This window comes from Burkholderia sp. BCC1999, assembly GCF_905339975.1.
In the GTDB taxonomy this organism is placed as follows: domain Bacteria; phylum Pseudomonadota; class Gammaproteobacteria; order Burkholderiales; family Burkholderiaceae; genus Burkholderia.
Genome location: NZ_CAJPHP010000011.1, coordinates 1 through 23173, shown reverse-complemented (window position 1 = coordinate 23173; position 23173 = coordinate 1). Strand labels below are relative to the sequence as shown.

At 67.5% G+C, this 23173-nt stretch carries 23 protein-coding genes; 11 read left to right on the top strand and 12 right to left on the bottom strand.

Features of this window, described 5'->3' with window-relative positions:
• Nucleotides 1-53: 53 nt before the first annotated feature.
• Complete coding sequence (locus U5809_RS17380; RefSeq protein ID WP_322087438.1) at nucleotides 54-1364, top strand: MFS transporter; 1311 nt, start codon at nucleotides 54-56, stop codon at nucleotides 1362-1364.
• A gap of 12 nt (nucleotides 1365-1376) precedes the next feature.
• Here U5809_RS17380 and U5809_RS17375 read toward each other — a convergent pair whose 3' ends face one another.
• Nucleotides 1377-2054 (bottom strand): hypothetical protein, encoded by a 678-nt coding sequence (locus U5809_RS17375; RefSeq protein ID WP_322087437.1) that lies wholly within the window; start codon nucleotides 2052-2054, stop codon nucleotides 1377-1379.
• A gap of 222 nt (nucleotides 2055-2276) precedes the next feature.
• On the opposite strand from U5809_RS17375, the gene U5809_RS17370 reads away from it, so the two are divergent.
• Entirely contained in the window at nucleotides 2277-2462 is a 186-nt protein-coding gene (locus U5809_RS17370) for a hypothetical protein (RefSeq protein ID WP_322087436.1), read from the top strand.
• A gap of 26 nt (nucleotides 2463-2488) precedes the next feature.
• Here the strand turns inward: U5809_RS17370 and U5809_RS17365 are convergent, their stop codons facing one another.
• Complete coding sequence (locus U5809_RS17365; protein WP_322087435.1) at nucleotides 2489-4276, bottom strand: sensor histidine kinase; 1788 nt, start codon at nucleotides 4274-4276, stop codon at nucleotides 2489-2491.
• Entirely contained in the window at nucleotides 4273-4920 is a 648-nt protein-coding gene (locus U5809_RS17360; RefSeq protein ID WP_322087434.1) for a response regulator transcription factor, read from the bottom strand. The genes U5809_RS17365 and U5809_RS17360 overlap by 4 nt, the downstream gene beginning before the upstream one ends.
• Nucleotides 4921-5242: 322 nt before the next feature.
• Between U5809_RS17360 and U5809_RS17355 the strand changes: the two genes are divergently transcribed.
• A complete protein-coding gene (locus tag U5809_RS17355; RefSeq protein ID WP_322087433.1) occupies nucleotides 5243-5695 on the top strand; it encodes a hypothetical protein in 453 nt (150 codons plus the stop codon).
• A 102-nt stretch (nucleotides 5696-5797) separates the two neighbouring features.
• A complete protein-coding gene (locus U5809_RS17350; protein WP_322087432.1) occupies nucleotides 5798-7816 on the top strand; it encodes an LssY C-terminal domain-containing protein in 2019 nt (672 codons plus the stop codon).
• A gap of 15 nt (nucleotides 7817-7831) precedes the next feature.
• On the opposite strand, the gene U5809_RS17345 is transcribed toward U5809_RS17350, so the two are convergent.
• From U5809_RS17345 to U5809_RS17330, 4 genes are all read right to left on the bottom strand, one after another.
• Nucleotides 7832-8161, bottom strand: coding sequence for a DNA-binding protein (locus tag U5809_RS17345; protein ID WP_011356110.1), 330 nt, complete (start codon nucleotides 8159-8161; stop codon nucleotides 7832-7834).
• Nucleotides 8162-8309: 148 nt separating this feature from the next.
• Nucleotides 8310-8864 carry a protein tyrosine phosphatase gene (locus tag U5809_RS17340; protein ID WP_322087431.1) on the bottom strand — a complete coding sequence of 185 codons (555 nt, stop codon included), beginning with the start codon at nucleotides 8862-8864 and terminating at the stop codon, nucleotides 8310-8312.
• A gap of 183 nt (nucleotides 8865-9047) precedes the next feature.
• Nucleotides 9048-11498 (bottom strand): flavin-containing monooxygenase, encoded by a 2451-nt coding sequence (locus tag U5809_RS17335; RefSeq protein WP_322087430.1) that lies wholly within the window; start codon nucleotides 11496-11498, stop codon nucleotides 9048-9050.
• Nucleotides 11485-13200 (bottom strand): choline dehydrogenase, encoded by a 1716-nt coding sequence (locus U5809_RS17330; protein WP_322087429.1) that lies wholly within the window; start codon nucleotides 13198-13200, stop codon nucleotides 11485-11487. Before U5809_RS17330 ends, U5809_RS17335 begins: the two co-directional genes overlap by 14 nt.
• A 273-nt stretch (nucleotides 13201-13473) precedes the next feature.
• Here U5809_RS17330 and U5809_RS17325 point away from each other — a divergent pair, with 273 nt between their 5' ends.
• Nucleotides 13474-14505, top strand: a complete 1032-nt coding sequence (locus U5809_RS17325; RefSeq protein WP_322087428.1) for an AraC family transcriptional regulator — start codon at nucleotides 13474-13476, stop codon at nucleotides 14503-14505.
• 55 nt (nucleotides 14506-14560) lie between these two features.
• The gene (locus tag U5809_RS17320) at nucleotides 14561-15070 is read left to right on the top strand and encodes an N-acetyltransferase (RefSeq protein WP_322087427.1); all 510 of its coding nucleotides are present in this window, start codon (nucleotides 14561-14563) and stop codon (nucleotides 15068-15070) included.
• 20 nt (nucleotides 15071-15090) lie between these two features.
• Here the strand turns inward: U5809_RS17320 and U5809_RS17315 are convergent, their stop codons facing one another.
• The 3 genes from U5809_RS17315 to U5809_RS17305 form a co-directional block, all read right to left on the bottom strand.
• The gene (locus U5809_RS17315; protein ID WP_322087426.1) at nucleotides 15091-16044 is read right to left on the bottom strand and encodes a leucyl aminopeptidase; all 954 of its coding nucleotides are present in this window, start codon (nucleotides 16042-16044) and stop codon (nucleotides 15091-15093) included.
• A 58-nt stretch (nucleotides 16045-16102) separates the two neighbouring features.
• A complete protein-coding gene (locus tag U5809_RS17310) occupies nucleotides 16103-16225 on the bottom strand; it encodes a hypothetical protein (protein ID WP_006766865.1) in 123 nt (40 codons plus the stop codon).
• Between the two features lie 361 nt (nucleotides 16226-16586).
• Nucleotides 16587-17042 (bottom strand): Lrp/AsnC family transcriptional regulator, encoded by a 456-nt coding sequence (locus U5809_RS17305; protein WP_282507664.1) that lies wholly within the window; start codon nucleotides 17040-17042, stop codon nucleotides 16587-16589.
• 115 nt (nucleotides 17043-17157) lie between these two features.
• On the opposite strand from U5809_RS17305, the gene U5809_RS17300 reads away from it, so the two are divergent.
• Nucleotides 17158-17703: an RBBP9/YdeN family alpha/beta hydrolase gene (locus U5809_RS17300; protein WP_322087425.1), complete on the top strand. Its 546-nt coding sequence runs from the start codon at nucleotides 17158-17160 to the stop codon at nucleotides 17701-17703.
• 176 nt (nucleotides 17704-17879) lie between these two features.
• Nucleotides 17880-19130 (top strand): YbfB/YjiJ family MFS transporter, encoded by a 1251-nt coding sequence (locus tag U5809_RS17295; protein ID WP_322087424.1) that lies wholly within the window; start codon nucleotides 17880-17882, stop codon nucleotides 19128-19130.
• An 11-nt stretch (nucleotides 19131-19141) separates the two neighbouring features.
• Here U5809_RS17295 and hpaC read toward each other — a convergent pair whose 3' ends face one another.
• On the bottom strand, nucleotides 19142-19687 hold the full coding sequence (hpaC, locus tag U5809_RS17290) for a 4-hydroxyphenylacetate 3-monooxygenase, reductase component (protein WP_282507661.1): 546 nt from the start codon (nucleotides 19685-19687) through the stop codon (nucleotides 19142-19144).
• A 352-nt stretch (nucleotides 19688-20039) separates the two neighbouring features.
• Between hpaC and U5809_RS17285 the strand changes: the two genes are divergently transcribed.
• The gene (locus tag U5809_RS17285; protein WP_322087423.1) at nucleotides 20040-20675 is read left to right on the top strand and encodes a response regulator transcription factor; all 636 of its coding nucleotides are present in this window, start codon (nucleotides 20040-20042) and stop codon (nucleotides 20673-20675) included.
• A gap of 262 nt (nucleotides 20676-20937) precedes the next feature.
• Nucleotides 20938-21132 (top strand): hypothetical protein, encoded by a 195-nt coding sequence (locus U5809_RS17280; protein WP_322087422.1) that lies wholly within the window; start codon nucleotides 20938-20940, stop codon nucleotides 21130-21132.
• Nucleotides 21133-21275: 143 nt separating this feature from the next.
• On the opposite strand, the gene U5809_RS17275 is transcribed toward U5809_RS17280, so the two are convergent.
• On the bottom strand, nucleotides 21276-21776 hold the full coding sequence (locus U5809_RS17275; protein WP_322087421.1) for a hypothetical protein: 501 nt from the start codon (nucleotides 21774-21776) through the stop codon (nucleotides 21276-21278).
• 569 nt (nucleotides 21777-22345) lie between these two features.
• On the opposite strand from U5809_RS17275, the gene tssI reads away from it, so the two are divergent.
• Nucleotides 22346-23173: type VI secretion system tip protein TssI/VgrG (gene tssI, locus U5809_RS17270; RefSeq protein WP_322087420.1), on the top strand; the 828-nt coding region annotated here is incomplete at its 3' end.

The following is a 23173-nucleotide window of genomic DNA, read 5'->3' as shown; positions in this document are numbered from 1 at the left end:
AGATTCAACCGATACGCAACCGACATGCAACCGATTCACGCAAGGAGCCTGAAGTGAACGCTACCGACACCCTGGACCCCGCGTCCGCCGAAGAACAGCGCATCATGTCGAAGATGGCGCGGCGCCTGCTGCCCATCCTCGTCGTGATGTTCCTGATCGCGTTCATCGACCGGCAGAACGTCGGTTTCGCGAAACTGCAGATGGTGCACAGCCTCGGGATGACGGAGGCCGCGTTCGGGCTTGCGTCGTCGCTGTTCTTCATCGGCTACCTGCTGTTCGAGGTGCCGAGCACGCTCGCGCTGCATCGCTACGGTGCCCGCGTGTGGCTCGCGCGGATCATGCTGACGTGGGGCCTCATCACGGTGCTGATGGGCTTCACGACGTCGATGCCCGCGTTCTGCGCGCTGCGCTTCGTGCTCGGCATCGCCGAGGCCGGCTTCTATCCGGGCGTGATCTACTACCTCACGCTGTGGTTCCCGCAGAGCTACCGCGCGAAGGTGCTCGGCATCTTCACGCTCGGCAGCGCGCTCGCGAACATGCTCGGCTCGCTGGTCGGCGGCGTGCTGCTGAGCCTGAACGGCGTGTGGGGGCTGGCGGGCTGGCAGTGGGTGTTCATTGCAACGGGCATCCCGGCCGTGATCGTCGCGATCGTCGTGTTCCGCGTGCTGCCCGCATCGGTGCGCGACGCCCGTTTCCTGGACGACCGCGAGAAACAGATCGTCGAGGCCGCGCTGGAGCGCGAGAAGCCTGCGCAGGCCGAGCACGGCCAGCCGTGGAAGGCGCTGCTCGATCCGCGCGTGATGCTGTTCGCGGCAACCTACATGCTGATGTCGACGTCGCTGTACGGTGTTACGTACTGGCTGCCGACGCTCGTGAAATCGTTCGGCGTGTCGAGCACGACGAACGGCTTCCTGAGCATGCTGCCGTGGGCGCTTGCCGTGCTGCTGCTGGTGTGGCTGCCGGGGAAACTGCGCCGCGCGAAGAGCATCCTGCGCACGATCGCGATCGTCGCGGCGCTTGGCGCGCTCGGTTTCCTGCTGAGCCTCGTGATGCCGTCGACGCCGTTGCGCTTTATCGCGCTCGTGCTGGGCGGCGCGTGCATTCCGTTGCTGTATCCGTGCTTCTGGTCGATGCCGCCGCGTTATTTCACCGGTGCGCGGGCGGCGGCGAGTGTCGCGGCGATCAACTCGATCGGCAACCTTGGTGGCTTCTTCAGCCAGAACCTGATGCCGTTCGCGGGCAAGGTGACGGGCACCGCGTTCGGGCCGATGATCGTGCCGATCGTGTGCCTCGCACTGCTCGGGATCGGCGCGCTGGTCGCGTGGACGCGCTCGGAGCGGGGGATGGTGGCGGCGCGGGTGTGAGGCGGCGCGTCGCTATCGCATCGTCAACCGGTTCCCGACGAACGTGAAATTGGCCGACGCGTGCGTATTCGACATCAGGTACTTGAGCGCCTTGATGTCGGGTGCGGTCGTCGTGAAGCGGTTGTCGCCGTCGAAGATGAAATCCCACGTGATGATGCTGCGGCTGCCGCCGGGATCGTCCACGTGGATTTCCCTCAGCGAGGCGAGCGGATACGTGCGTTCGTACCAGTCGAACAGGTGCCGCACGTACAGGTGATCCGGCGTCACGATTTCGTAACGACGCAGGAACGGTGTCGCGATGACGAACATCACGGCGGTCAGGATCGCCAGCGAGCGGGCCGCGCGCCACACGACGGCCCGCGATACGCGGCCGCGCGGCTTGGTGCGGTAGCGCTGGTAAGCGGACGGTACGATCAGGCCTACGCCGAACCACCAGGCGATCGCAATGAACCCGATCGGCACGTTCATGAAAGGCACCGAAAAGGCGCCGACGAAGTTGGTCGGAAAATCAGTGAGCCGCGCGGTCGACACGAAGCCGAGCCCGATGTAGCTGCCGGCCGGATGCGGAATGAACACGGCCGTCGTCAGCGCCTGCAGCGCGAGCAGGACGGGCCAGCAAAGCAGCGAGACGGCAAGCCAGCCGACTACGACGATGCAGAAGGAAAGGACATAGCTGCGAAGGGTTTTCATCGTGGCGAAGGGGGGAAGTCCGGTCGGCCGGTGCAATGGAACGGCTGATGTGGAGGGGCGCGACGAATTGTAGCGTCGTGCCAGGGCCGGTACGAACAATGGCACCACGGGATGATGGCAAGCGCGAAGTGCCGAGCAGGAAATGAATCGCGGTCGGTGGGCCGTTGCGCATCAGGTCGATGCGCTACCATGCGTTGCAAATGCGACGTATGGAGCGAGAAAATGACGATGATGAGTAAGTTTCGCGATGGCGTTGCGCGCCGACGCGTGCAGCGCGAGTTTATGGCACGCGGCCTGGCGTCGCGTGACGAGGCGCGACGGACCGGTGAATACATCGAGGCTGCAAGCGTTCAGGCGGAGCTCGAGCGCATGTTGAACGTGGCACGCGCGACGAAGGCGGGCGACTAAGCCATTGCCTTCGGCATTCACCCGGTTTACCTCCGCAAAACCCCATCCCCGCCGTGCGCGACCGCAACCGGCGCATGCGTCAGCGGAATCTCGACCTCGACCGTCGTGCCTTCGCCGAGCGTCGTCGCGATCCGCAGTGTGCCGCCCACCAGATACGCGCGCTCGCGCAATCCCACCAGCCCGAACGACCCTGACTTGCGCGGCACGCCGGGATCGAATCCCGCGCCGTCGTCGCGAATCGTCAGCGCGATCGTATCGCCGCCGTGCACGAGTTCGACGTCCGCATGCGACGCGGCCGCATGCCGCGCGACGTTCGCGAGCGCTTCCTGCGCGATGCGGAACACGGCCGTCGCATACGGCTCGTCGAGCTGCAGCTCGGGCGGCTCGACGTGCAGCGAGCACGCAATCCCGTGTCGGTGCCGGAAATCCTCGACGAGCCATTGCATCGCCGCGGCGAACCCGAGGTCATCCAGCATCAGCGGGCGCAGGTCGGACGCGATGCGCCGCGTCGCGGCCACCGCACCGCGCGCGAGCGTATGCATCGCCGCGATCTTGCGCGCGAGTTGCGCGTCGTCCTGCGGCACGCGGTCGATCAGCCATTCGAGATCGTTCTTCAGCGTCGCGAGCGACTGCGCGAGTTCGTCGTGCAGTTCGCGCGCGATGCGGCGCTGCTCGGCTTCGCGCGCGCTGGCGCTGATCGCGGCAATCTCGCGCAGTTCTTCGCGTGACGCCTGCAGCGCCCGCTCCGCGCGCACGCGCTCCTCGACTTCGCGCCGCAGGTCGCGGTTCGACGCGCTCAGTTGCGCGGTGCGCGCGGCGACGCGCTGTTCTAGCCGTTCGTTCGCGTCGTTCAGCTGCGCGCTTTTCTGCACGACGAGCAGATGCTGATAGCGCGCGCCGGCCAGTGCGCGCACGGTTTGCGCATGCAGTCGGCCGTTCTCGAACAGCATCGCGAACAACACGACGCCGGACGCGACGAGGCCGTACGCGCGCCCCGCATAGAAGCCGAGATCGTAGCGCCCGTGATTCAGCATCGACGACAGCGCGATGTCGAACAGCCACGCGACGAGCACCGTCATCACCCACAAGTCGAGCACGGAATGGCGGCGCCGCTGCCACCACATCAGCATCAGCGCGACCAGGTTCAGCCCCCAGACGACCGTGATCGCGTTCGTCATCGTCGCGGCCATCCGGTTGCCGTTCATGATGCGCGGCAACAGGTCGTGGCCGGCCGTCGCGAGCAGCGCGAGCGCGACCGTCGCGGCGACCGCCGACGCGATGCAGAACACCACGGGAATCGCCGCACGGCGCTGCGGGGTCGGGATCGGGCGGGCGCGCAAGGTCGCGCGCAGCAGCGCATAGGCGGAAACCGCCAGCGGAAAGCCGCCATGCCAGAACAGGTACAGCCACGCGGTGGTCTGGTCGCCGGCGCCGAGCAGGCCGTGCGGCGCGAACAGCCCGGGAAAGGTCAGCATGTGCGTGCCGGCCATGAAGCCCGTGAACAGGTAGCCGCCCGCGAGCACGAGCAGCGGCTTCTGGCGCAGGATCGCGTACTGGCCGAGCAGCAGGCCGGCCGTCACCATGTCGTTGACGACGATCGCCGACTGGTACACGGGAATGAACGCCCAGCCCGGCGCGAGCGGCATGCCCGCGAACGGCGCGAGCGCGGCGAAGATCACGGCCGACACGAGCACGGTCGCGAGCGCGAAGCGCCGTTCGCGCCGGCCCGGCGGCAGCGACGACATGAACAGGCGCGACGCGTCCGGATCGTCGTCGTCGGGCGGCGCGGGCGGGAAGCGGAAGGCGGCCGTCATGCGTCGTCGGCGCCGGGGTCGAGGTCGTGGCGCACCGCGTAGCGGACCAGTGCGGCTTCGTGGGGCAATTCCATCTTCTCGAGGATCCGTGTCTTGTATGTGCTGACCGTCTTCGCGCTCAGCGCGAGTTCGGACGCGATCTGCGTGACGGTCTGGCCGGCGACGATGCGGCGCATCACGTCGAGTTCGCGGTTGGACAGCCGCTCGTGCGGCAATGTCAGCGCCGGCGCGCGCAGCGTGCGCGCGAGGCTTTCGGCTGCCGACGGGCTCACGTAGATGCCGCCCGCCGCGACCTTGCCGACCGCTTCGACGAGCTCGGCGGTCGCGCTGTCCTTCGTCAGGTAGCCGGTGGCGCCGGCCTTGAACGCGCGCGCGGCGTACTGTGCCTCGGCGTGCATCGTGAGCACGAGCGTGCGCAGCGACGGCGCGTGGCTCTTGACCAGCCGGATCAGCTCGATGCCGGTCGGCGCGGGCATCGACAGGTCGAGCAGCAGCACGTCGGCGGCGGCGCGTTCGGCGAGCGCGAGCGTGGCCGAGCCGTCGCTCGCCTCGCCGACGATCTCGAAACCGCCGGCCATCTCCAGGATGTAACGCAGTCCGTCCCGCATGACTGCGTGATCGTCAGCCAGAATTACCCTGATCATCTAGCGGTCCTCTTCGGGATCACGCCGCGAACTGCTTGTCCGGTTATCGCCGCGGCTGTTCTTCTGACCAATATATTCCGTCGAATCCGAAAACGGTACTCATCCGGGAAATTTTCGAGATAGTTGGTCGTGGAATGTGTACTGAAACGAAATAATCGACGGGAAAGGGCATGGCGGGTAGTGCGCGAAGATAAGGGTATTCCCTGATCGTCGCCATGCCTGGGCTGGACCGGCGCGGTGCGACGCGAACCGCGCCTCGAACCGCTACGAATCGGGACTAAACTGGTGCCCGATGCCACTACACCCACCGGGGAGCACCGCGATGATTGACCTTGCCGATATCCTGCCGTCCGCGTTGCCCGCCGCCGTCGCGTGGGCTGAAGCGGAGGCGGCGCGCGGGATCGCGCAGGGCACGCCGCTGACGCCGGCACAGGCCGACGATGCGCGCACGGTGGGCGTTGCCCGGCCGGAACGGATCCGCGTGGTGATCGTCGATCGCATGCCGTTCCCCGAGACGCCAACGCTTGCCGCGATCGCCCGCGACACGGGGCTGCTGGCGCCGGGGACGATCGGCCTGACGCTGGGCCATGCGGTGTACGTGCTGCGCGGGCAGGACACGCGCCGCCTGCTGACCCACGAATTCCGTCACGTGCATCAGTACGAGGCCGCCGGGTCGATCGGCGCATTTCTGGCGCGCTATCTGCAGGAGATCGCGACGGTCGGCTACCACGATGCGCCGCTCGAGGTCGATGCGCGGCAGCACGAGTTCGATTGACCGCTTACGCCGGCGCGACAGCGCGCACTCCGCCATGACCGTTCCCCCTGCCATCGCCGATCCGGTGTTCGCCCGCCGGATCGTTTCGCCACGGGGCATGCGATGAGCGACACCATCCACGCGTGGATCGGCGCGATCGGCGCGCATCCGCTGCTCGTGCTGGCGATCGTGTTCGTGACGGCGTGCGCCGAGGCGATCGCGCTGATCGGCACGGTGGTGCCGGCCGGCGCGGTGATGTTCGCGGCCGGTGCGCTGATCGGCGCCGGCGCGCTCGACGGGTGGACGACGATCGGCGTCGCGGCCGTCGGCGCGGTGGTCGGCGACGGGATCAGCTACGAGCTCGGGCGGCACTATCGCGGGATGATTCGCAACGTGTGGGCGCGCTTTGGCTATGCGAACGCGTACGCGCGCGGCGAGGAGTTCGTGCTGCGTCACGGGATGAAGAGCATCGTGCTCGCCCGCTTCCTCGCACCGGTGCGTGCGGTCGTGCCGGTCGTCGTCGGCTGCGCGACGCTGCCACGCCGGTCGTTCTATCCGGTCAACGTCGTGTCGGCGCTCGTGTGGGCGCCCGTACATGTCGCGCCGGGCATCCTGTTCGGCGCGTCGGCCGCACTGGCCGCGGCGATCAGCGTGCGGGTCGCCGCGATCCTGCTGGTCGTGGCCGCCCTGGTCGCGCTCGTGTGGTTCGGCGTACGCGTCGCGCTGCGGCGCGGCTGGCCGTTGCTGCGCCGCGCGCTCGTCGAAGCCGTGCACGGATGCGCGCGCCGCTGGCCGCGCTTCGGCGCGCGGCTGCACGACGCGATCGCGTATGTGCGCGGCCTGCCGGGTGCGGTGCCCGTGCTCGCGCTGCTGTTCGTCGGCTGCGTGTGGCTGTTCGCGGGGATCGTGCAGGACGTCGTCGCGAACGATCCGCTGATGCACGCGGACATCGCGCTGTATGCGTTCCTGCAGAACCTGCGCACACCGCCCGTCGACGCCGCGATGAGTGCGCTTGCCGTGCTGCACGGGCACGATACGGGGCTGATCGTCGCGGCCGCGTTTCTGGTCTGGCTGATGATCCATCGCTGCTGGCTGACTGCCGCGTGGTGGCTCGCGACGGTCGGTGTCGCCGTCGTGCTCGTACCGGCGTTCGGCGCGCTCGTGCCGGGCGCGACGCCCGCGAGCCTGCCACCCGGCGCGCCGCACGTACCGCTGCCCGATGCGGATGCCGCGTTTGCGATCCTCGCGAGCAGCGGCCTCGGCTGGGCGATCACGCGCGACCGGCCCGCGCTGTGGCGTATTCCGGTCGTGACGGCGGTCGTGTTGTGGATCGTGCTCGGCGGTTTCGCGCGGCTGTACGTCGGCGATACCTGGATGTCGGGGCTGCTCGGCGGATGGAGCCTCGGGCTGGCCTGGTTTGCGCTGCTCGCCGGCGCGTATGCGTACTGGCGCGTGCGCGAGCATGTGCAGCCGCGCGGTGCGCTCGTCGCGGTGCTCGTGGTGCTCGCGACGGCCGGCGTATGGACGATCCCTGCACAATGGCAGCTCGATCGCGCGGCGCGCCCGCATGTCGGCGACGTGGTCGCGATGACCGTCGACCAGTGGTTGCGCGGCGGGTGGCAGCGCGTGCCGACGCGGCGCACCGAGATCGGCGGCGACCGCGAGGAATATCTGCCGCTGCAATGGAGTGCGACATCGGACACGCTCGACCGGCATCTCGCGCAGGCCGGCTGGCAGCGCGCGACGCCGTGGTCGCCGGCCACCGCGCTGCGCTGGCTGTTGCCGCAGGCGCCGGCCGATACGCTGCCCGTGCTGCCGCGCTACACGCACGGCGAAAGCACCCGCCGCGTGTTCGTGCGCGTCGATCCGGCCCACCCGGACAGTCGCCTCGTACTGCGGCTGTGGCGCTATCCGTACGTGCTGCAGGACGCGCTCGGCATGCGGCCGCTGTGGTACGGCGCGCTGTATCGCGAGGCGCTGCACCGGCCGGCGCGCCTGATGACGATCGTGCGCACGACGACGATCGACGACGCGGCGGCGATCGCGCAGGCGCTGGCGGTCGAGCCGACGATCGAGCGTCCGCCGGCGGGGATGACGGCCGCGCCTGCCGAGATGCTGCTCGTGTGGATGATCAGGCCGTGAGCGGGAAGGGGGCGCTCATGCGTGCGCGGGCTGCGCGGGGACGACGGACAGGCGCAGGCCGACGGTCTTGAGCACCGCGAGCAGGGTTTTCAGCGTGGGGTTGCCGTTCGGGGACAGCGTGCGATACAGCGATTCGCGGCTGATGCCGGCTTCGGCCGCGACCGCGCCGAGCCCGCCATAGGCTTCCGCGACCGTGCGCAGCGCGAGCAGGCCGGCCGCACGATTGTCGGGATCGTCGAGCGATTCCATCGCGACGCGCAGATAGGCCACTGCGAGTTCGCGGTCGGCGCCGAGTTCGGCAACTTCCGCGTCGTGGTGCGATACCGCGCCTTTGAGTTTGGTCATGATTGCCTCCGTTTCCAGTTCGATCTTGAACGCGATTGTAGCTTATAAGCTACATAAAAGGATGGGCGAACCAGAGCGAGGAGGACGTTCGCGAACAGCAGACCTGCCGGCACGCCGTGCTTCCAGCGACCCGACAGGCCTTCGTGCGTTACGGCTTCGCCGGCGCGGCCGTCGCGACCTTGTCGAGCGCGGCCGGGATGTACGTGTCGAGCTGCGCGGTCACCGCCTCATAGAAATCCATCGGCTTGCCCCAGGCATCGGGCACGTCGAGGTGCTTCCCGGACGCATACTCGGCGAGCGTGAACACCTTGCCGGCGGCCGACGGATAGAGCGCGAGCACCTTCTCCTTGTGCTTGTCGGTCATCGTCAGGATCACGTCGGAATGCTTGACGTCGTTCGCGTTCAACTGCACCGAGCGGTGCGCGGACGTGTCGATGCCGCGCCGCTTCATCAGGATCACGCCGTTCTCTTCCGGTTTTTCGTCGTACGGATCCTCGTCGACCGCGCGCGAGATCACCGCGATGTGCGCATGGCGCTGCGCGATCAACTGGCCCGCGATCGCTTCGGCCATCACGCTGCGCCCGGTGTTGCCCGTGTCGACGAACGCGACTTTCTTCGGCTCGTCGGCGAACGCCGACGTCGCGCACTGGATGCCGACGCAACAGAGCAGCGCAACTGCGTTGAGGGTGTGCCTTCTTTTCATGATGTGTCCGCCTGAGTGGGGTGGTTGCCGCCCCGGCGGCACGCCGGGGCTTGCGGAGATCATGACGGCCGCGCGCGACGGAAAAAAATAAACGGCCGGTTTTCGCAAGACGGTGTCGCTTCGTTGCAAGCGGGGCGCGGCGATACGCGCATGCGCCGATCGCCGCGTATCGCCGCCAGATCATCATGCCGTCGCAGCCACGCGTGCCGATGCAAACGCCGCCAGCGTCCGCAACGCGTCGCGCGCCGAGCGCAGGTAAAACGCCTGCAAATGAAACACGTGCCAGCGCGCCGCATGAATCTCCAGCCGGCATGGCACGCCGCACGCGCTCGCGTGATCGGCCAGCCGCTGCGCGTCCGACAGCAGCACCTCCTGGTCGCCGGCCTGGACCAGCATCGGGGGCAGGCCGCGCAGGTCGGTGTCGAGCGGGCCGCGCGCGGCGGCCGAGCCGGCGCCGTGGTACCAGCGCAGCCCCTGTTCAAGCCAGCCGCGCCGGATCATCGGATCGTCGTGGCGGCGCGAGGCGAGTGTCGCACCGCCGAGCGCGGGGTCGGTCACGGGCGAGATCAGCAGCAGCGCGGCGGCGGCCGGGTCGCCGCGCTCGCGTAGCGCGATCGCGAGCGCGAGTGCCAGCGCACCGCCGGCCGAGTCGCCGGCGATCACGATCCGGTGCGGCGCATGACCCTGCGCGCGCATCGCGTCGTACACGGCCAGCGCATCGTCGAGCGCGGCCGGGCTCGGGTGTTCGGGCGCGAGCCGGTAATCGGGCACCCACACCGGCAGGCCCGCATCGTTCGCGAGACGCGTCGTCACGCCGCGATGCGTATGCGGCCCGCCAAGGCAGAACGCACCGCCGTGCAGATACAGGATCGCGCCACCCGTATCGCCGCGCTTCGGCGCGACGACTTCGACCGGCACGCCGTTCGCGGACAGGCGGTAGCGCAGCGTGCCGCTCACGCCGGGCATCAGCGGCGACAGCAGCGCGACGACACGGCGCTGCATGCGCGCCCCGAACGGCGGCCCGATCAGCGGCCGGAACGCGACGCGCAGGAAGCCGCGCAGCAAAGCGGCGGCGAGCGCCTCCAGCCCGCCGGCAGGTGGTGCGACCACCGCGCCGCGCGTCGGCGCGGCCGGCTCGGGCAACGGACACGTGAAGCGGTACGCACCCATGCCGGTGAACCGCGTGATCCACCGGTAGGTCAGCGTGAAGCCCGGCCAGTTCGTGCTGTTGTGCCCCGATGCATCGACGTACCAGCTCTTGCAGCCGCTCCACACCGAACCGGCGAGCCGCTGCTGCACGTGCGCGTTGAAGCGCCGGTAGCGGCGCGCGTCGATGTCGATCTCGCGCGCGCCGTCGCGCCGCATCGCCCGCACGCAGCGCATCACGTGCGCGATCTGGCTTTCGAGCATGTAGACGATCGAGTTGTGACCGAGGTTGGTGTTCGGGCCGTACAGCATGAAGAAATTCGGGAAGCCGGGCACGGTGAGCCCGAGATAGGCCTGCGCACCGCGTCGCCACGCGTCGTTCAGGTCGAGCCCGTCGCGGCCCGCGATGCGCATCGGCGACAGGAACTCGGTCGCCGCGAACCCCGTGCCGTAGACGATCGCATCGACCGGATGATGGGCGCCGTCGACGGTTTCGATCCCGTCCTCGGTCACGCGCCGGATCCGTTGCGTGACGAGTTCGACGTTCTCGCGGCTCATCGTCGCGAGGTACTCGCTCGACAGCAGGAGTCGCTTGCAGCCGATCGGGTAGTCGGGCGTGAGCCGTGCGCGCAGCGCGGGGTCCGGCACGTCGCGCGCAAGCAGCTTGCGGAACGGCCTGCCGACCGCGACTTTCATCAGCCCGTGCAGGCGCGTGAACGCGATCGCACGCGATTCGTAACGCAGGTAGATCGATGCGCGATGCAGCTTCATCGCCCACGGCATCCGGCGAAACAGCGCCTTCTCCCATGGGCGATACGCGCGGTCGGGGCGCGGTATCACGTAGGCCGGCGAACGCTGGAACACGGCCAGGTGCCGAACGCTGCCGGCGATCGCGGGCACGAACTGGATCGCCGACGCGCCGGTGCCGACCACGGCCACGCGCTTGCCGGCGAGCGAATAGTCGTGATCCCAGTGCGCGGAGTGGAATGCCCGGCCGCGGAACGTGTCGATGCCGGGCAGGTCGGGCATCGCCGGACGGCTCAACTGGCCGGTGCCGCTGACGAGCACGGCGGCGCTGAGCGTCGTGCCGTCGGCGAGCGAGACTTGCCACAGCGCGCGGGCTTCGTCGTAGCGCGCGTGCTCGACTTCGGCGCCGAAGCGCAGGTGGCGCGCGAGGCCGTACTTGCGCGCGCAATGCTGCAGGTACGCATGGATTTCCGGTTGCGGTGCGAACACGCGCGACCAGGCCGGATTCGGTTCGAACGAGAACGAGTACAGGTGCGAAGGCACGTCGCACGCGGCGCCCGGGTAGCTGTTGTCGCGCCATACGCCGCCGACGTCGTGCGAGCGTTCGACGATCAGGAAATCGTGGATGCCGGCGCGTTGCAGCGCGACGGCCATGCCGATGCCGGCGAAGCCGGCGCCGATGATGATCGCGGCAAGCGGCGCGGCGGAGCCGGTGGAACGGGAAGGGTCAGGCGACAGCATGGCGGGTTTCCTCGGGCTGGACGACATCGTGCGTGGCGCACGGGGCAAGAACGGCGTCGCGCGCCGTCGACGGATCGCCGGTTTCGGCATGCGGCCGCGCGGGCACGCGGCGCACGCCGCGCATCAGGTCGACGGCCTTCTCGGCGATCATGATCGTCGGCGCGTTGGTGTTGCCGCCGATCAGCGTCGGCATCACCGACGCATCGACGATACGCAGCCCCTGCACGCCGCGCACGCGCAGTTGCGGATCGACGACGGCCATTTCATCGTGACCCATCCGGCAGGTGCCGACCGGGTGATACACGGTGTCGGTGCGTCGCCGCAGCACGTCGCGGATCTCGTCGTCGGTCGTCACGTTCGCGGTGAACAGGTCGCGCGTGATCCAGCTCGCGAGCGCCGGTGCTTCCATCAGCCGGCGCGTGATCCGGAAGCCGGCGACCATGTCGTCGACATCGCGCGGATCGTCGAAGAACGCGGGATCGATGCGCGGCGCCGCGAGCGGATCGGCGCTGTTCAGCGTGACCGAGCCGCGGCTGCGCGGCCGCAGCAGGCACACGTGGCACGACAGCCCATGGCCGGCGTGCAGCTTGCGCGCATGATCGTCGACGAGCGCGACGACGAAATGCAGCTGGATGTCCGGCGCGGCGAGATCGGCACGCGTTTTCAGGAAGCCGCCGCCTTCCGCGAAATTCGACGTCAGCATCCCGCGCCGTTCGTGGCGAAAGCGCGCGAACTCGCGCAGCATCCGCAGGCCGCCGCGCGCGGACACGCCCATCGTGTCGACGCTGCGTGTGCGATAGCCGAAGATGAAATCCGGATGATCCTGCAGGTTGCGGCCGACGCCGGGCAGGTCGGCCTGCACCGCGATGCCGAGCTGCTGGAGTTCGCGGCCCGGGCCGACGCCCGACAGCATCAGCAACTGCGGCGTCTGCAGCGCGCCGGCCGCGAGCACGACTTCGCGCCGCGCGCGCAGCGTGCGGACTTCGCCGTGCTGCCGCACCTCGACACCGATCGCGCGCGTGCCGTCGAACAGGATGCGCAGTACCTGCGCGTGCGTCTCGACCGTCAGGTTGTCGCGGCGGCCGAGATGCGGCAGCAGGTACGCGCGCGCCGCGCTCCAGCGTTCGCCGTGCTTCTGCGTGACCTGGTAGATCCCGATGCCTTCCTGTCGCACACCGTTGAAATCGTCGGTGAGCGGCAGGCCGGCCTGTTGCGCGGCTTCCAGGTAACGCGCATGGAGCGGGTTGCCGGTGCGCAGGTCGCTGACCCACAGCGGACCGTCGCGGCCGTGCCACGCATCGTCGAAGCGCTCGTTGTGCTCGCTCAGGCGGAAGTACGGCAGCACGTCGTCGTACGCCCAGCCTTCGTTGCCGAGCGCGGCCCAGCCGTCGTAGTCGACGCGATGGCCGCGGATATAGACCATCGCGTTGATCGCCGACGATCCACCGAGCGCCTTGCCGCGTGGCTGGTAGCCGATGCGCCCGCCGAGCCCCGGCTGCGGCACCGTGTCGAACGCCCAGTTGTTCAGGCGCGTGGGCATCATCGCGACCGCGCCGGTCGGCACGTTGACGATCGCGCTGTCGCCGCGGCCGCCGGCCTCGAGCACGCAGACGGTCACGGCCGGGTCCTCGGTCAGGCGCCCCGCGACGACGCAGCCGCCCGACCCGCCGCCGACGACGATGTAGTCGAAAGTCTTGCTCATGGAATCGTCTCCTTTTCTTCGGTAATCGATGGATCAGGCGGCGCGCGCCGCTAGGCGGGCGCCGACGGCGCGTCGGCGTGCGATGCGTGCAAGGCGGGCGGCGGGATCGGTCGGGCGACTCGGTCGCATGGTGTCTCCTCCTGGGGCGATGGCGTCGTTCGGACGACGACTGGATGACGCCGATGGTGCGGGCCGCATGGGAAAACACCAATGCTGCTTGGGGACAATTGTTTTAGTATTTGGGCCAAATCGGCGCTTCGAGGGTTTCTCCGCATGAGCTTCTGGGACTTCACCCGGAGTCCGGCCAGCGCCCGGCTGCTGGTCGATTTCGGCGACGAACGCGGCGTGTCGCACAAGGCGCTGCTGGCCGGCACGGGGCTCGCGGACGCGCAACTCGACGATCCGAAAGTCGAGGTGACGGCCGCGCAGGAATTGCGGCTGACCGGCAACCTGTTGCGCGCGCTCGGCCGTGCGCAGGGCCTCGGGTTCGAGGTCGGCCTGCGCTATCACTTCTCCGCGTACGGCGTGTGGGGCTACGGGCTCATCGCGAGCGCGACCGGGCGCGACGCGCTCGCGCTGGCGATGCGCTTCCTGCCGCTCACGTATGCGTATACCGTCATCACGTACCGCGAGGCGCCCGATACGGGCGTACTCAACTTCGGCGCGCCGGAGCTCGAAGGCGACCTGAGCCGGTTCCTCGTCGAGCGCGACATGACGGCCGCGGCCGTGCTGCTGCAGGAAATCGCCAGCGGCGATTTCACGTTGTCGAGTTTCACGCTGCAGGCCGCGCGCTCGCCGTCGCTCGCCGCGCCGCGCATCGCCGGCGTCGAGCCGGCGTTCTCGGCGCGCGCGAACAGCCTCGCATTCGACCGCGCGTTTCTCGACCGGCCGCTGCCACACGCGAATCCGCTGACGGTGTCGATGTGCGAGCAGATGTGCGGCCAGCTCGTCGAAGCGCGGCGCGCACGCGTGGGCACGTCGGAGATGGTGCGCCAGTACCTGGGCTCGACGCCCGGCAGCGCGCCGTTCTCGCTCGAGGACATGGCGCGGCTGATGAACACGAGCCCGCGCACGCTCAAGCGCCGCCTGCAGGAGGAGGGCACGACGTTTCGCGCGTTGCTCGCGCAGGCACGCGGCGCGATGGCCGAGACGCTGCTCGGCGATGCGCGGCTGTCGCTCGCGGAAGTAGCCGAGCGGCTCGGCTTCAGCGACCTGTCGAGTTTTTCGCAGGCATTCAAGCGCTGGTACGGCGTGCCGCCGGGCGCGTATCGCAGCGCGGCGCAACGGGAAAGCGACCGTCAATGAATCGCGGTACGATCGATCGCTTGCCTGTCGACATCCCCATCACGAGAGAACCCGCATGATCACGATTCGCCCGATGACCGAAGACGATTTCCCGCACTTCTGGCCGACCTATCGCGCCATCGTCGCTGCTCAGGAAACCTACGCTTTCGATCCGGCGCCGACACCGGAAGCGGCGCGCGCACTGTGGCTCGCCGCACCGCTCTGCACGTGGATTGCCGAAGAGGATGGCGTGGTGCTCGGCTCGTACTACCTGAAGGCGAACGCGGCGGGGCCCGGCAAGCACGTGAGCAATTGCGGCTACATGGTGAGCGAGGCCGCGCGCGGTCGCGGCGTCGCGCGCCTGATGTGCGAGCACTCGCAGCAGGTTGCACGCGAGCGCGGTTTCCTCGCGATGCAGTTCAACTCGGTGGTCGCGACGAACGAGGTCGCGGTTGCGCTGTGGCAGAAGCTGGGGTTCGAGATCGTCGGCCGGCTGCCGCGCGCATACCGTCATGCGCAGCTCGGCTTCGTCGACTGCCTCGTGATGTTCAAGTGGCTCGGCGACACGCCTGCCGCCGAAGCCTGAGCACGCAAGCACCTGCCTCGTCAGACGGCGAACGCGCCGTCGAACACGATCCGATCGTCGAGCGCGAGCGTGCCGCGCGCGAAGATCAGGTCGAGATGGTGGCTGCCGCTTTCGCCGCCGCCGAGCCCGAGATGCAGGCCCGGATGGCGTTCCTCGAACCCCGCGTTGCGGCCGTAGAGCCCGCGTATGCCGAGGTTCGTGCCGATGCCGAATTCCTCGATGCGCCGGTGATTCGCGTGGTGGTCGAGATAGGTCGAGAAATCGCGCCGGAAGCCCGCATCGTCGGTATCGAAATCGACGATCGTGCTGTTCTCGACCTGCAGCGTCGCGAGTTGCTCGGCCACCTTGTACTTGATCGCGAACGGCACGGTGCCGAGAAAGGTGCCGCTGAACACGACCGAGCCGTTCAGGTCGGTCACGTGCGTCGCGATCTCGCCCGGCACGACGTCGAGATTGCCCATGCCGTCCACGCTCGTCCATTTCTGGTCCGGCGCGAGCGAGCCCGTCAGCGTGTTGCCGGCTTCGTCGATGAAGCGGATCTGCGATGCATGTGCGGCCGCGTCGATCAGCCGGCCGTTGCGCGCGGCGATGTCGTCGAGCGATTCGGCGAACGCCTCGTCGAGGTGCGGGCCGTAATCCTTGAACAAAACCGATTTGCTCCAGTGCTCGACGATCGCCGGGCGGATCGCGGCGAGGAACGGCGGGCCGCTCGGCGACGGTGTCGGCAGGCACGACGAGTCGTACAGCAGCACGAACAGGTCGGCGTCGTGGAGCGCGGCGGCGATGTCGGCGGGGGCGGTGCTTTCGAGGCAGAGGGTCGTGGCGTCGAGCGATTCGGGCAGGGCGGAAAACGCGCGCAACGCGATGTCGCGGTTGCGGGTGTCATGGCCGACCAGCAGTTTTCCCGACTCGCCGCGCGCCAGCTTGTCGCGTAGCGCGGGGTGAAACCCGAGCGCGCGGTGCAGGTTCAGCATGCGTATCTCCGGAAGCGGCGGAAGGGTCGCGGCCCTTCCGCGAGAACGGGTGGCCCGCTCAGACCGGCCAGAGCGCGGTGCCGAACGGCACCACGGCGTCCTCGACCATCATGTCGACGGCCTCGGGGTGCGTGTCTTCCTGCATCCAGTCAAGCAATTCGATCTGCTGGGTGTCCTGCATGTCAATTCTCCTGTGGTGAACATGAGTGATTCAACATGAAAGCGCGGTAAAAAATATTCCCGCTCCTCGTTCGGTATTTTGTGAATGCCGGACAAGTGGCGTCGATATTAGTCTGACGAATTTATGAATGCAATGCGTTGCAAGGATTTTAGCCGGCGCGTGCTAAACACCGGATGTTTGTGAATCATGCGTCGAAAAAGAACGAATAAAACACATCACGGATTCGACGCCATTTCAGGCGGATTGAATCTGGATCGATGCAACGCATTCAGCAATTTTTAATCGCCAATTCAATTGCCCGGATTATTGTGATCGATGCAATACCCGGATCGGCGCCACGCGGCCGGTCCGTATGCGTACGTCATCCGAGCAGCGCCTTTCCGATCGTCTTGGCCGGTTCGGATCGCAACACCAGCGAAGTCGTGACCGCGCCGAAACGGGCAATCGCGTCGACGAGGGTCTCCAGCTGGCCCGGTGTCGGCACCAGCACCTTCAGCAGAAAACAATCGTCTCCGGTCATGCGGTGGACTTCGATGACATGCGGCATCTCCGCAAACGCGCGCAGCGCGGGCTTGATGTGTTCGTGCGTCGTTTTCAGCCGGATGATGGCCATCATTCCCAGGCCCAACGCAGCCGGATCGATCCGCGCGCCGTAGCCGGCGATGATGCCGCGCTCTTCCAGCCGCTTGACGCGTTCCGAGGTTGCCGGCTGCGACAGCCCGATACGCCGGCCTACTTCCGACAGCGGCGTCCGCGCGTTTTCCTGCAGGGCTTCCAGGATCGCAAGATCCAGGCGATCCAGTGCTTCGTCCGGCATGGCCGTCCTCCAGTACCATTGATTCATCGGCATTTTGTCTCAATAACCGATGACTTGCCATTCCGGGCGGACGAGCGCGGGGTCACACTGCGGGCTTCCTTTCACGGAGGTGATGATGGATCGATCAATCGTGATCGTGCCGGGTATCGGCAACTCGGAACCGGAGCATTGGCAGAGTGACTGGGAAGCGGCGCTGCCCGACGCCGTGCGCATCGCGCCGGCTTCATGGGATGCGCCCGACCTGACCGACTGGATGGCGGCGCTGGATGCGGCCGTTGCAAACGCCCGGACTCCGCCGCTGGTCATTTGTCATTCGCTGGGTTGTCTGCTGTTCGCGCATTGGCATGCCGTGTCGGCGCGTGCGGTGTGCGGCGCGTTTCTCGTGGCCGTGCCTGATCCGCAGGGGCCGCGTTTCCCGGTGGCCGCCCTCGCGTTCGCGCGACTGCCGAACGGTCGCTTCAACGGCTTGCCGGTGCTTGCGGTCGCGAGTTCGGACGATCCGTACGATCCGTCGGGGCGCGCACTCGAGTGGGCAACGCAACGCGGCGCGACGCCGCTTCCGATCGGCGCGCGCGGTCACCTGAACGTGGCTTCCGGGCTGGCGGAATGGCGCGAGGGGCGGGCGCTGCTCGAGGCGTTTGCCGCCGGACTGGGGCGATAGCGCTGCGAGCGTTTGTCGTTTCACCGGGCCCTTCGGCCGTTGCGTGGTGCAACCGGATCCGGGCGCGGCTGCCGTCGGGTTTCTGCCGCCGAGGCACGCCGGTGATGCGGCAGCTCAAGTATGATCGTCCGACGATGGCGGAAGCCTCGAATCCGAACAACGATGGAGACGACCCGATGCGCGCAGCGCCGCAACCGGAGCGTGCCGGCCCCTCGCGGCCGGACGCCGGCGCAACCGATCCCGATCGCATGGCCGCGTGGCGGCTCGCGATCTGCCTGTCGCTCGGCAGCGCGATCGCGCTCGGCCTCGCGCGCTTTTCGTATGCGCTGCTGCTGCCGCCGATGAAAGCCGATCTCGGCTGGACGTTCGCGCAGGCCGGCGCGCTGAACACCGCGAACGCGGCCGGCTACCTGATCGGCGCGCTCGCGTTTCCGTTGCTGTCGCGGCGCTGGCGCGCGGGCACGCTGCTGGCGGCCGGCTGCGCACTGACCGCGGTGCTCATGGCGACATGCGGGCTCACGTCCGGCATGCACGCGCTGCTCGTGCAGCGGCTGGCAACGGGTGTCGGCAGCGCGCTGATCTTCATCAGCGGCGGTGTGCTGGCCGCGCGGCTCGCGTCGGCGTCGCCGCGTGACGCGGGGTTGTTGCTGGGGCTCTACTACGGCGGCACGGGGTGGGGCATCGTCGCGTCGTCGCTGCTCGTGCCGACCACGCTCACGCATGGTGTGCACGGCTGGCAGCCGGCATGGTTCGCGCTCGCGGTTGCATGCGTGCTGTTCTCGGCGGTGGCCGTGTCGGCCGCGCGCCGCATCGAGCATGTGCATGCGGCACCGGCCAGGCCGCGCGACGGCACGCCGCCGGCCGAGACCGCGAGCCCGGCGCGCTTCGCACTCGCGCTGGCCGGCTACGGCCTGTTCGGTGTCGGCTATATCGGCTACATGACGTTCATCGTCGCGCTGCTGCGCGGCGCGGGCATGAGCGGCACGGTGGTCTCCGCGTTCTACGTGATGCTCGGCGTCGCGACCGTCGTGTCGGCGCGGTTGTGGTCGGGGCTGCTCGACCGGATGCGCGGCGGCCAGGCGCTCGCGGTGCTCAACGCGCTGCTCGGCATCGCGACGCTGATGCCCGCGATGTTCGTGCATCCGGCCGCTGCGTTCGTGTCGGGCGTGCTGTTCGGCGCGACGTTCCTGTCGGCCGTCGCGTCGACGACGGCCTTCGTGCGACACAACCTGCCGCCCGACGGCTGGGCGAAGGGGATCAGCGCGTTCACGACGGTCTTTGCGTTCGGCCAGATCGCGGGGCCGGTCGCGATCGGCTGGGTGTCGGACAGCGCGGGGCTCGCGCGCGGGCTCGTGTATTCGGCGCTGACGCTGTTTGTCGGCGCGGCGCTTGCGGTCGGGCAGCGCGCGTTGCGGACGCCCGCGTAGTCACGCGAACGTCACCGCACGCACGCGGTGCGCGACACGCGATGAAACGCGCGGCTGAAGTAGATGAGGCTGTCGCCGTCGTCGCGTACGCGAATCGACGTCGCCTCGATGAACATCACCGAATGCGAGCCGACTTCCTTCATCTCGGCGATCGTGCCCTGCAGGCTCGCGAGCGCGTCGCGCAGCACGGGTACGTCCTGTTCGCCCCGCTCCCACACGGGCAGGTCGAAACGCCGCTCCATCGGCAAGTCGGTGAGCCCTGCGAAATGCCGTGCGAGCAATTCGTGCTCGGCGGGCAGCACGTTGATGCAGACGTGACGGTTGCGCTCGAAGGTCGCGTGCATCGCGCTAGACCGGTTCATGCACACGAGCAGCGTCGGCGGCGTATCGGTGACGGAGCACACGGCGCTCGCGGTGATCCCGCAGCGGCCGTGCGGCCCGGCCGTGGTGATGACGTTGACGGCCGCGCCGAGGTGGGCCATCGCCTGGCGGAAGGCCTTCTGCGCGTCGGTCGGTTCGACGCGCGCCGGTCGCTGGATATCGGTCGTGGAAGACATGGGCGCTCCTGGTTGGACGAAAGCGGCGGTCGCGCAGCGCTGCCGGTGCAGCGCCGGATCGCCGACGGTGACCCAAGCGTACGTCGCGAAAATGCGGCCGACCATTCGCACGATTGACGATGATGATGGCGTTCTCGCCAACGTGTCTAAAGGTTCTACCTAGACGCGCGCCGCATCGCCCGAAAAAAACCGCGATTACGCGTTCGTGCGGCACGTGAAGGGGTTTTCAGCGGGTTTTCGGCTCGTTATGATGTGCCGCACACCCCAGCGAACGACGCGCGCGGCACGCCGGCCACCGGCCTCCCGCGCGGCGCGTGCGATACCCATACCGATATTCAGCGAGACACCCGCGATGACGACGTCACCCGCACCGATCGTATACATCGTCGACGACGACAGCGGCATGCGGACGTCGCTCGCGTGGTTGCTCGAATCGGTCGGCATCGCGTCCGAAGGGTTCGCGAACGCCGCCGACTTTCTCGCGCGCTTCGACGTGAACCTGCCCGCGTGCCTGGTGCTCGACGTGCGGATGCCGGAGAAAAGCGGTTTCGACGTGCAGGCCGAACTGAATGCGCGCGACGCGACGCTGCCGGTGATTTTCGTCAGCGGGCACGGCGACATTCCGATGTCGGTGCGTGCGCTGCAGAACGGCGCGATCGATTTCGTCGAGAAACCGTACAACTCGCAGCAGATGCTCGAACGCGTGCAGCGCGCGCTGCGGCTCGCGCAGCAGCGGCATGCGGTGAGCCAGCGCCACCGTGAGCTGCGCCAGCGGCTCGATGCGCTGACCGCGCGCGAGAAGGAAGTGCTGCGCGGCGTGGTGGACGGCAAGGGCAGCAAGCAGATCGCGTCGGATCTGTCGATCAGCGTGAAGACCGTCGACGTGCATCGCGCGAGCATCAAGGAGAAGCTCGGCGCGACGTCGATCGCCGCGCTCGTGCGCGATGTGATGGTCGTGTGGGGCGACGACGGGCAGTCGTCGCGTTAAGGACGGCATGCACGCGGACCGCTAGCTGGCAGTACGACCAGACAACGGTCTCGGCCCGTTTCGCGCGATGCTGCAATCGCTTTTGACCTGGTCGCATTTCGACCCCTACTACTTCGATAACCTCCATAAGTTGGATCGCTCAGCGGCGATGCGAAATCTCGAACACCTGCGGTAGCTGCGGGAGATTCGTGACGCCAAGATCAAAGCCGATCGCGAACGACGGACCGCCCAGGAGGCAGTCCGTCAGCAGCCTACCGTTTCATTGGAACAACTACGTGGCGAGTATCTCGGCCTGCTCGCCAATAAAACTCCACAACAACAGTGTGGTTACGCGCTGGAACGCATCCTCGCCGAGTTGTCTCGTCTCTCTCGCCCGGAAACTACGGAGGCGTTCCGCGTCAATGGAGAGAAGGTCGATGGCGAAGTGAAGTTCGACGGAGATCTCCCACGGCGTTGATGTGGTAGACGCCGCGCCGGCCATGCAGGTTGCCTTGATGCGCGCTGTCGATGCGGATGAAGCGCGGGCGGTTCTCCGGTGTGGGCGCCCGCTGCACGGCGATCGCTGCGGCCTTGCGCTCACTGCGCATCTTGATGTGAACCCTAACGCGAGCCAGGTAGGCAGGCGCGCGGCGCAGGTTGTACCGATGCGACGAGGACAAGTGCTGCAGCCGCACAGCGCTCGTCGCCATAGACCTGATACATGCGCCGCAGCATGGCCGCAATGGCCGGCCCCGAAAGCCTGCCGTACTCGCGCTCGACTTCGGCCAGCGCATCCAGATCAGCGTCGGTATAACGCGGTGCAAAGGCGTTCGACGGCGCGCCTTGCGGCCGAACCAACTGCTCGCGGCTCAGCCAGTGCCGCACCAGCCAGTTCACGTGCGCGCGACTGAAACCGCTTAAGCGGCGCAGGTAGTGCAACACCAGCCCGCGATTGGCACGCTTGAGCCGGCGATAGAGCAGCCGGCCCAGCACCGAGGCGATCCACGACCAGCGCGCGCGGGCATCGGTTGCGGGCACAAATTCCAGCGTCTCGGTTCCGTCGAGTATGCCGCGCACCTGTTCGATGGTGCGAATTCTTGTTTTATTCAAATCGGTGATCATCCATAGATCATCAACTATCCCGACAAGCCTGCCGCCCATCGGCAGTCAATCGCTGGCCCGGCCCGCTTCAGCCCAGGCTCATCAGCGCGTGCAAACGCATCGGAAATCGACCCTTCAGGATCATGTTCCGTTGGACCGGGCTCGTTTCGTATGGCTATCAACTTTCAGATTCGTCCCATAGACGCGAGTGTCGCAGTGGCTGACCATCGTTAGTTGACGTCCATCACGCGCTGCCAGGCGCCATCGACAACTCTCGAAGGATAGCGATCGCGTTGCTCACTGAAGCGAGACGGACTGGAGGATCAGCTCTACTGAACGTGTCCAGATGGAACCGCGTGCCGAATGACCCGCAAGACGATGAGCACAAATCGCACGGAAAAAGAAGAGTGTTCCTATGTCGCGAATACGAACAGTTGTTCCGCTGGGAAAGGTAGGAAATCCATCGGTGCTCCCTGCGATGAGCCGGGTTGGCGGCGGTGCCGAGCTGGTTTGTGCGGTGGACGTTCACTCGTCACCGCCTATCCGTCGACGCATGACGAGATAGGCTTGTCTTGGCAGGGAGCTCAACTATGCCCACGCAATCCGACCTGCGCTTTACTTTTACTGCTGGAGACGAATCGTTTGAGGTCGTCGAATTCACCCTGCACGAGGGGCTGTCCGAGACCTTCTTGTTGCAGGTGGAATTGGCCAGCGCGAATCCCGCTATCGACTTCGGCCAGGTGCTTGACCACAGCGGTTTACTCGCGATCTGGCAGGGCGGCGTGCCCGTGCGTTACGTGCACGGCGCGGTGTCAAGTTTCGTGCAAGGCGACACGGGCTTTCGACGTACCCGTTATTCAGCGGTGGTCGAGCCGCGTCTGGCGCGCCTGAAGCTGTCGTCCGACTGGCGCATCTTTCAGACCCTGAGCGTGCCCGAGATCGCCACGGCCGTGCTCAAGGCACACCATCAAACGCTGGACTACGAGCAGCGTGTCACCAACGAGCATCTGGCGCGCGAGTATTGCGTGCAGGCCGGCGACACCGACTACGATTTCATCGAACGCATTTTGCGCGAGGAGGGCTTTTTCTACGCGTTCCAGCACAAGGTCGATGGACACCGCCTGATCCACTGCGATCGACTGTTTATCTTCGGCCGCCAGCAGGGCGAGCCGGTGCTGTACAACTCGACGCCCGGCGGCGACCAGCCGCAGCCGAGCCTAAGCACGTTCGCCTATACCGAGAACGTGCGCACCGCTCGCCAGGTGCAGCGCGACTACACGTTCAAGAGCCCACGCTATCCGCACGAATACCCGCGCGAGGGCGCGGACCTGGATCACCAGGGCCGCGGCTACGCACGCTACGACTATCCGGGGCGTTACAAGCACGAAGCCAGCGGCAAGGCTTTCACGCAAGACCGG

Bases quoted from the DNA above. Each gene is read 5' to 3' on its own strand.
- U5809_RS17355 (WP_322087433.1), top strand. From the start codon at position 5,243: ATGATTGACCTTGCCGATATCCTGCCGTCCGCGTTGCCCGCCGCCGTC.
- U5809_RS17285 (WP_322087423.1), top strand. From the start codon at position 20,040: ATGACGACGTCACCCGCACCGATCGTATACATCGTCGACGACGACAGC.
- U5809_RS17275 (WP_322087421.1), bottom strand. From the start codon at position 21,776: ATGATCACCGATTTGAATAAAACAAGAATTCGCACCATCGAACAGGTG.
- U5809_RS17325 (WP_322087428.1), top strand. From the start codon at position 13,474: ATGAGCTTCTGGGACTTCACCCGGAGTCCGGCCAGCGCCCGGCTGCTG.
- U5809_RS17320 (WP_322087427.1), top strand. From the start codon at position 14,561: ATGATCACGATTCGCCCGATGACCGAAGACGATTTCCCGCACTTCTGG.
- U5809_RS17350 (WP_322087432.1), top strand. From the start codon at position 5,798: ATGAGCGACACCATCCACGCGTGGATCGGCGCGATCGGCGCGCATCCG.
- U5809_RS17365 (WP_322087435.1), bottom strand. From the start codon at position 4,276: ATGACGGCCGCCTTCCGCTTCCCGCCCGCGCCGCCCGACGACGACGAT.
- U5809_RS17345 (WP_011356110.1), bottom strand. From the start codon at position 8,161: ATGACCAAACTCAAAGGCGCGGTATCGCACCACGACGCGGAAGTTGCC.
- U5809_RS17370 (WP_322087436.1), top strand. From the start codon at position 2,277: ATGACGATGATGAGTAAGTTTCGCGATGGCGTTGCGCGCCGACGCGTG.
- U5809_RS17335 (WP_322087430.1), bottom strand. From the start codon at position 11,498: ATGCTGTCGCCTGACCCTTCCCGTTCCACCGGCTCCGCCGCGCCGCTT.
- U5809_RS17315 (WP_322087426.1), bottom strand. From the start codon at position 16,044: ATGCTGAACCTGCACCGCGCGCTCGGGTTTCACCCCGCGCTACGCGAC.
- U5809_RS17360 (WP_322087434.1), bottom strand. From the start codon at position 4,920: ATGATCAGGGTAATTCTGGCTGACGATCACGCAGTCATGCGGGACGGA.
- U5809_RS17340 (WP_322087431.1), bottom strand. From the start codon at position 8,864: ATGAAAAGAAGGCACACCCTCAACGCAGTTGCGCTGCTCTGTTGCGTC.
- U5809_RS17295 (WP_322087424.1), top strand. From the start codon at position 17,880: ATGCGCGCAGCGCCGCAACCGGAGCGTGCCGGCCCCTCGCGGCCGGAC.
- U5809_RS17300 (WP_322087425.1), top strand. From the start codon at position 17,158: ATGGATCGATCAATCGTGATCGTGCCGGGTATCGGCAACTCGGAACCG.
- hpaC (WP_282507661.1), bottom strand. From the start codon at position 19,687: ATGTCTTCCACGACCGATATCCAGCGACCGGCGCGCGTCGAACCGACC.
- U5809_RS17375 (WP_322087437.1), bottom strand. From the start codon at position 2,054: ATGAAAACCCTTCGCAGCTATGTCCTTTCCTTCTGCATCGTCGTAGTC.
- U5809_RS17310 (WP_006766865.1), bottom strand. From the start codon at position 16,225: ATGCAGGACACCCAGCAGATCGAATTGCTTGACTGGATGCAGGAAGAC.
- U5809_RS17305 (WP_282507664.1), bottom strand. From the start codon at position 17,042: ATGCCGGACGAAGCACTGGATCGCCTGGATCTTGCGATCCTGGAAGCC.
- U5809_RS17330 (WP_322087429.1), bottom strand. From the start codon at position 13,200: ATGAGCAAGACTTTCGACTACATCGTCGTCGGCGGCGGGTCGGGCGGC.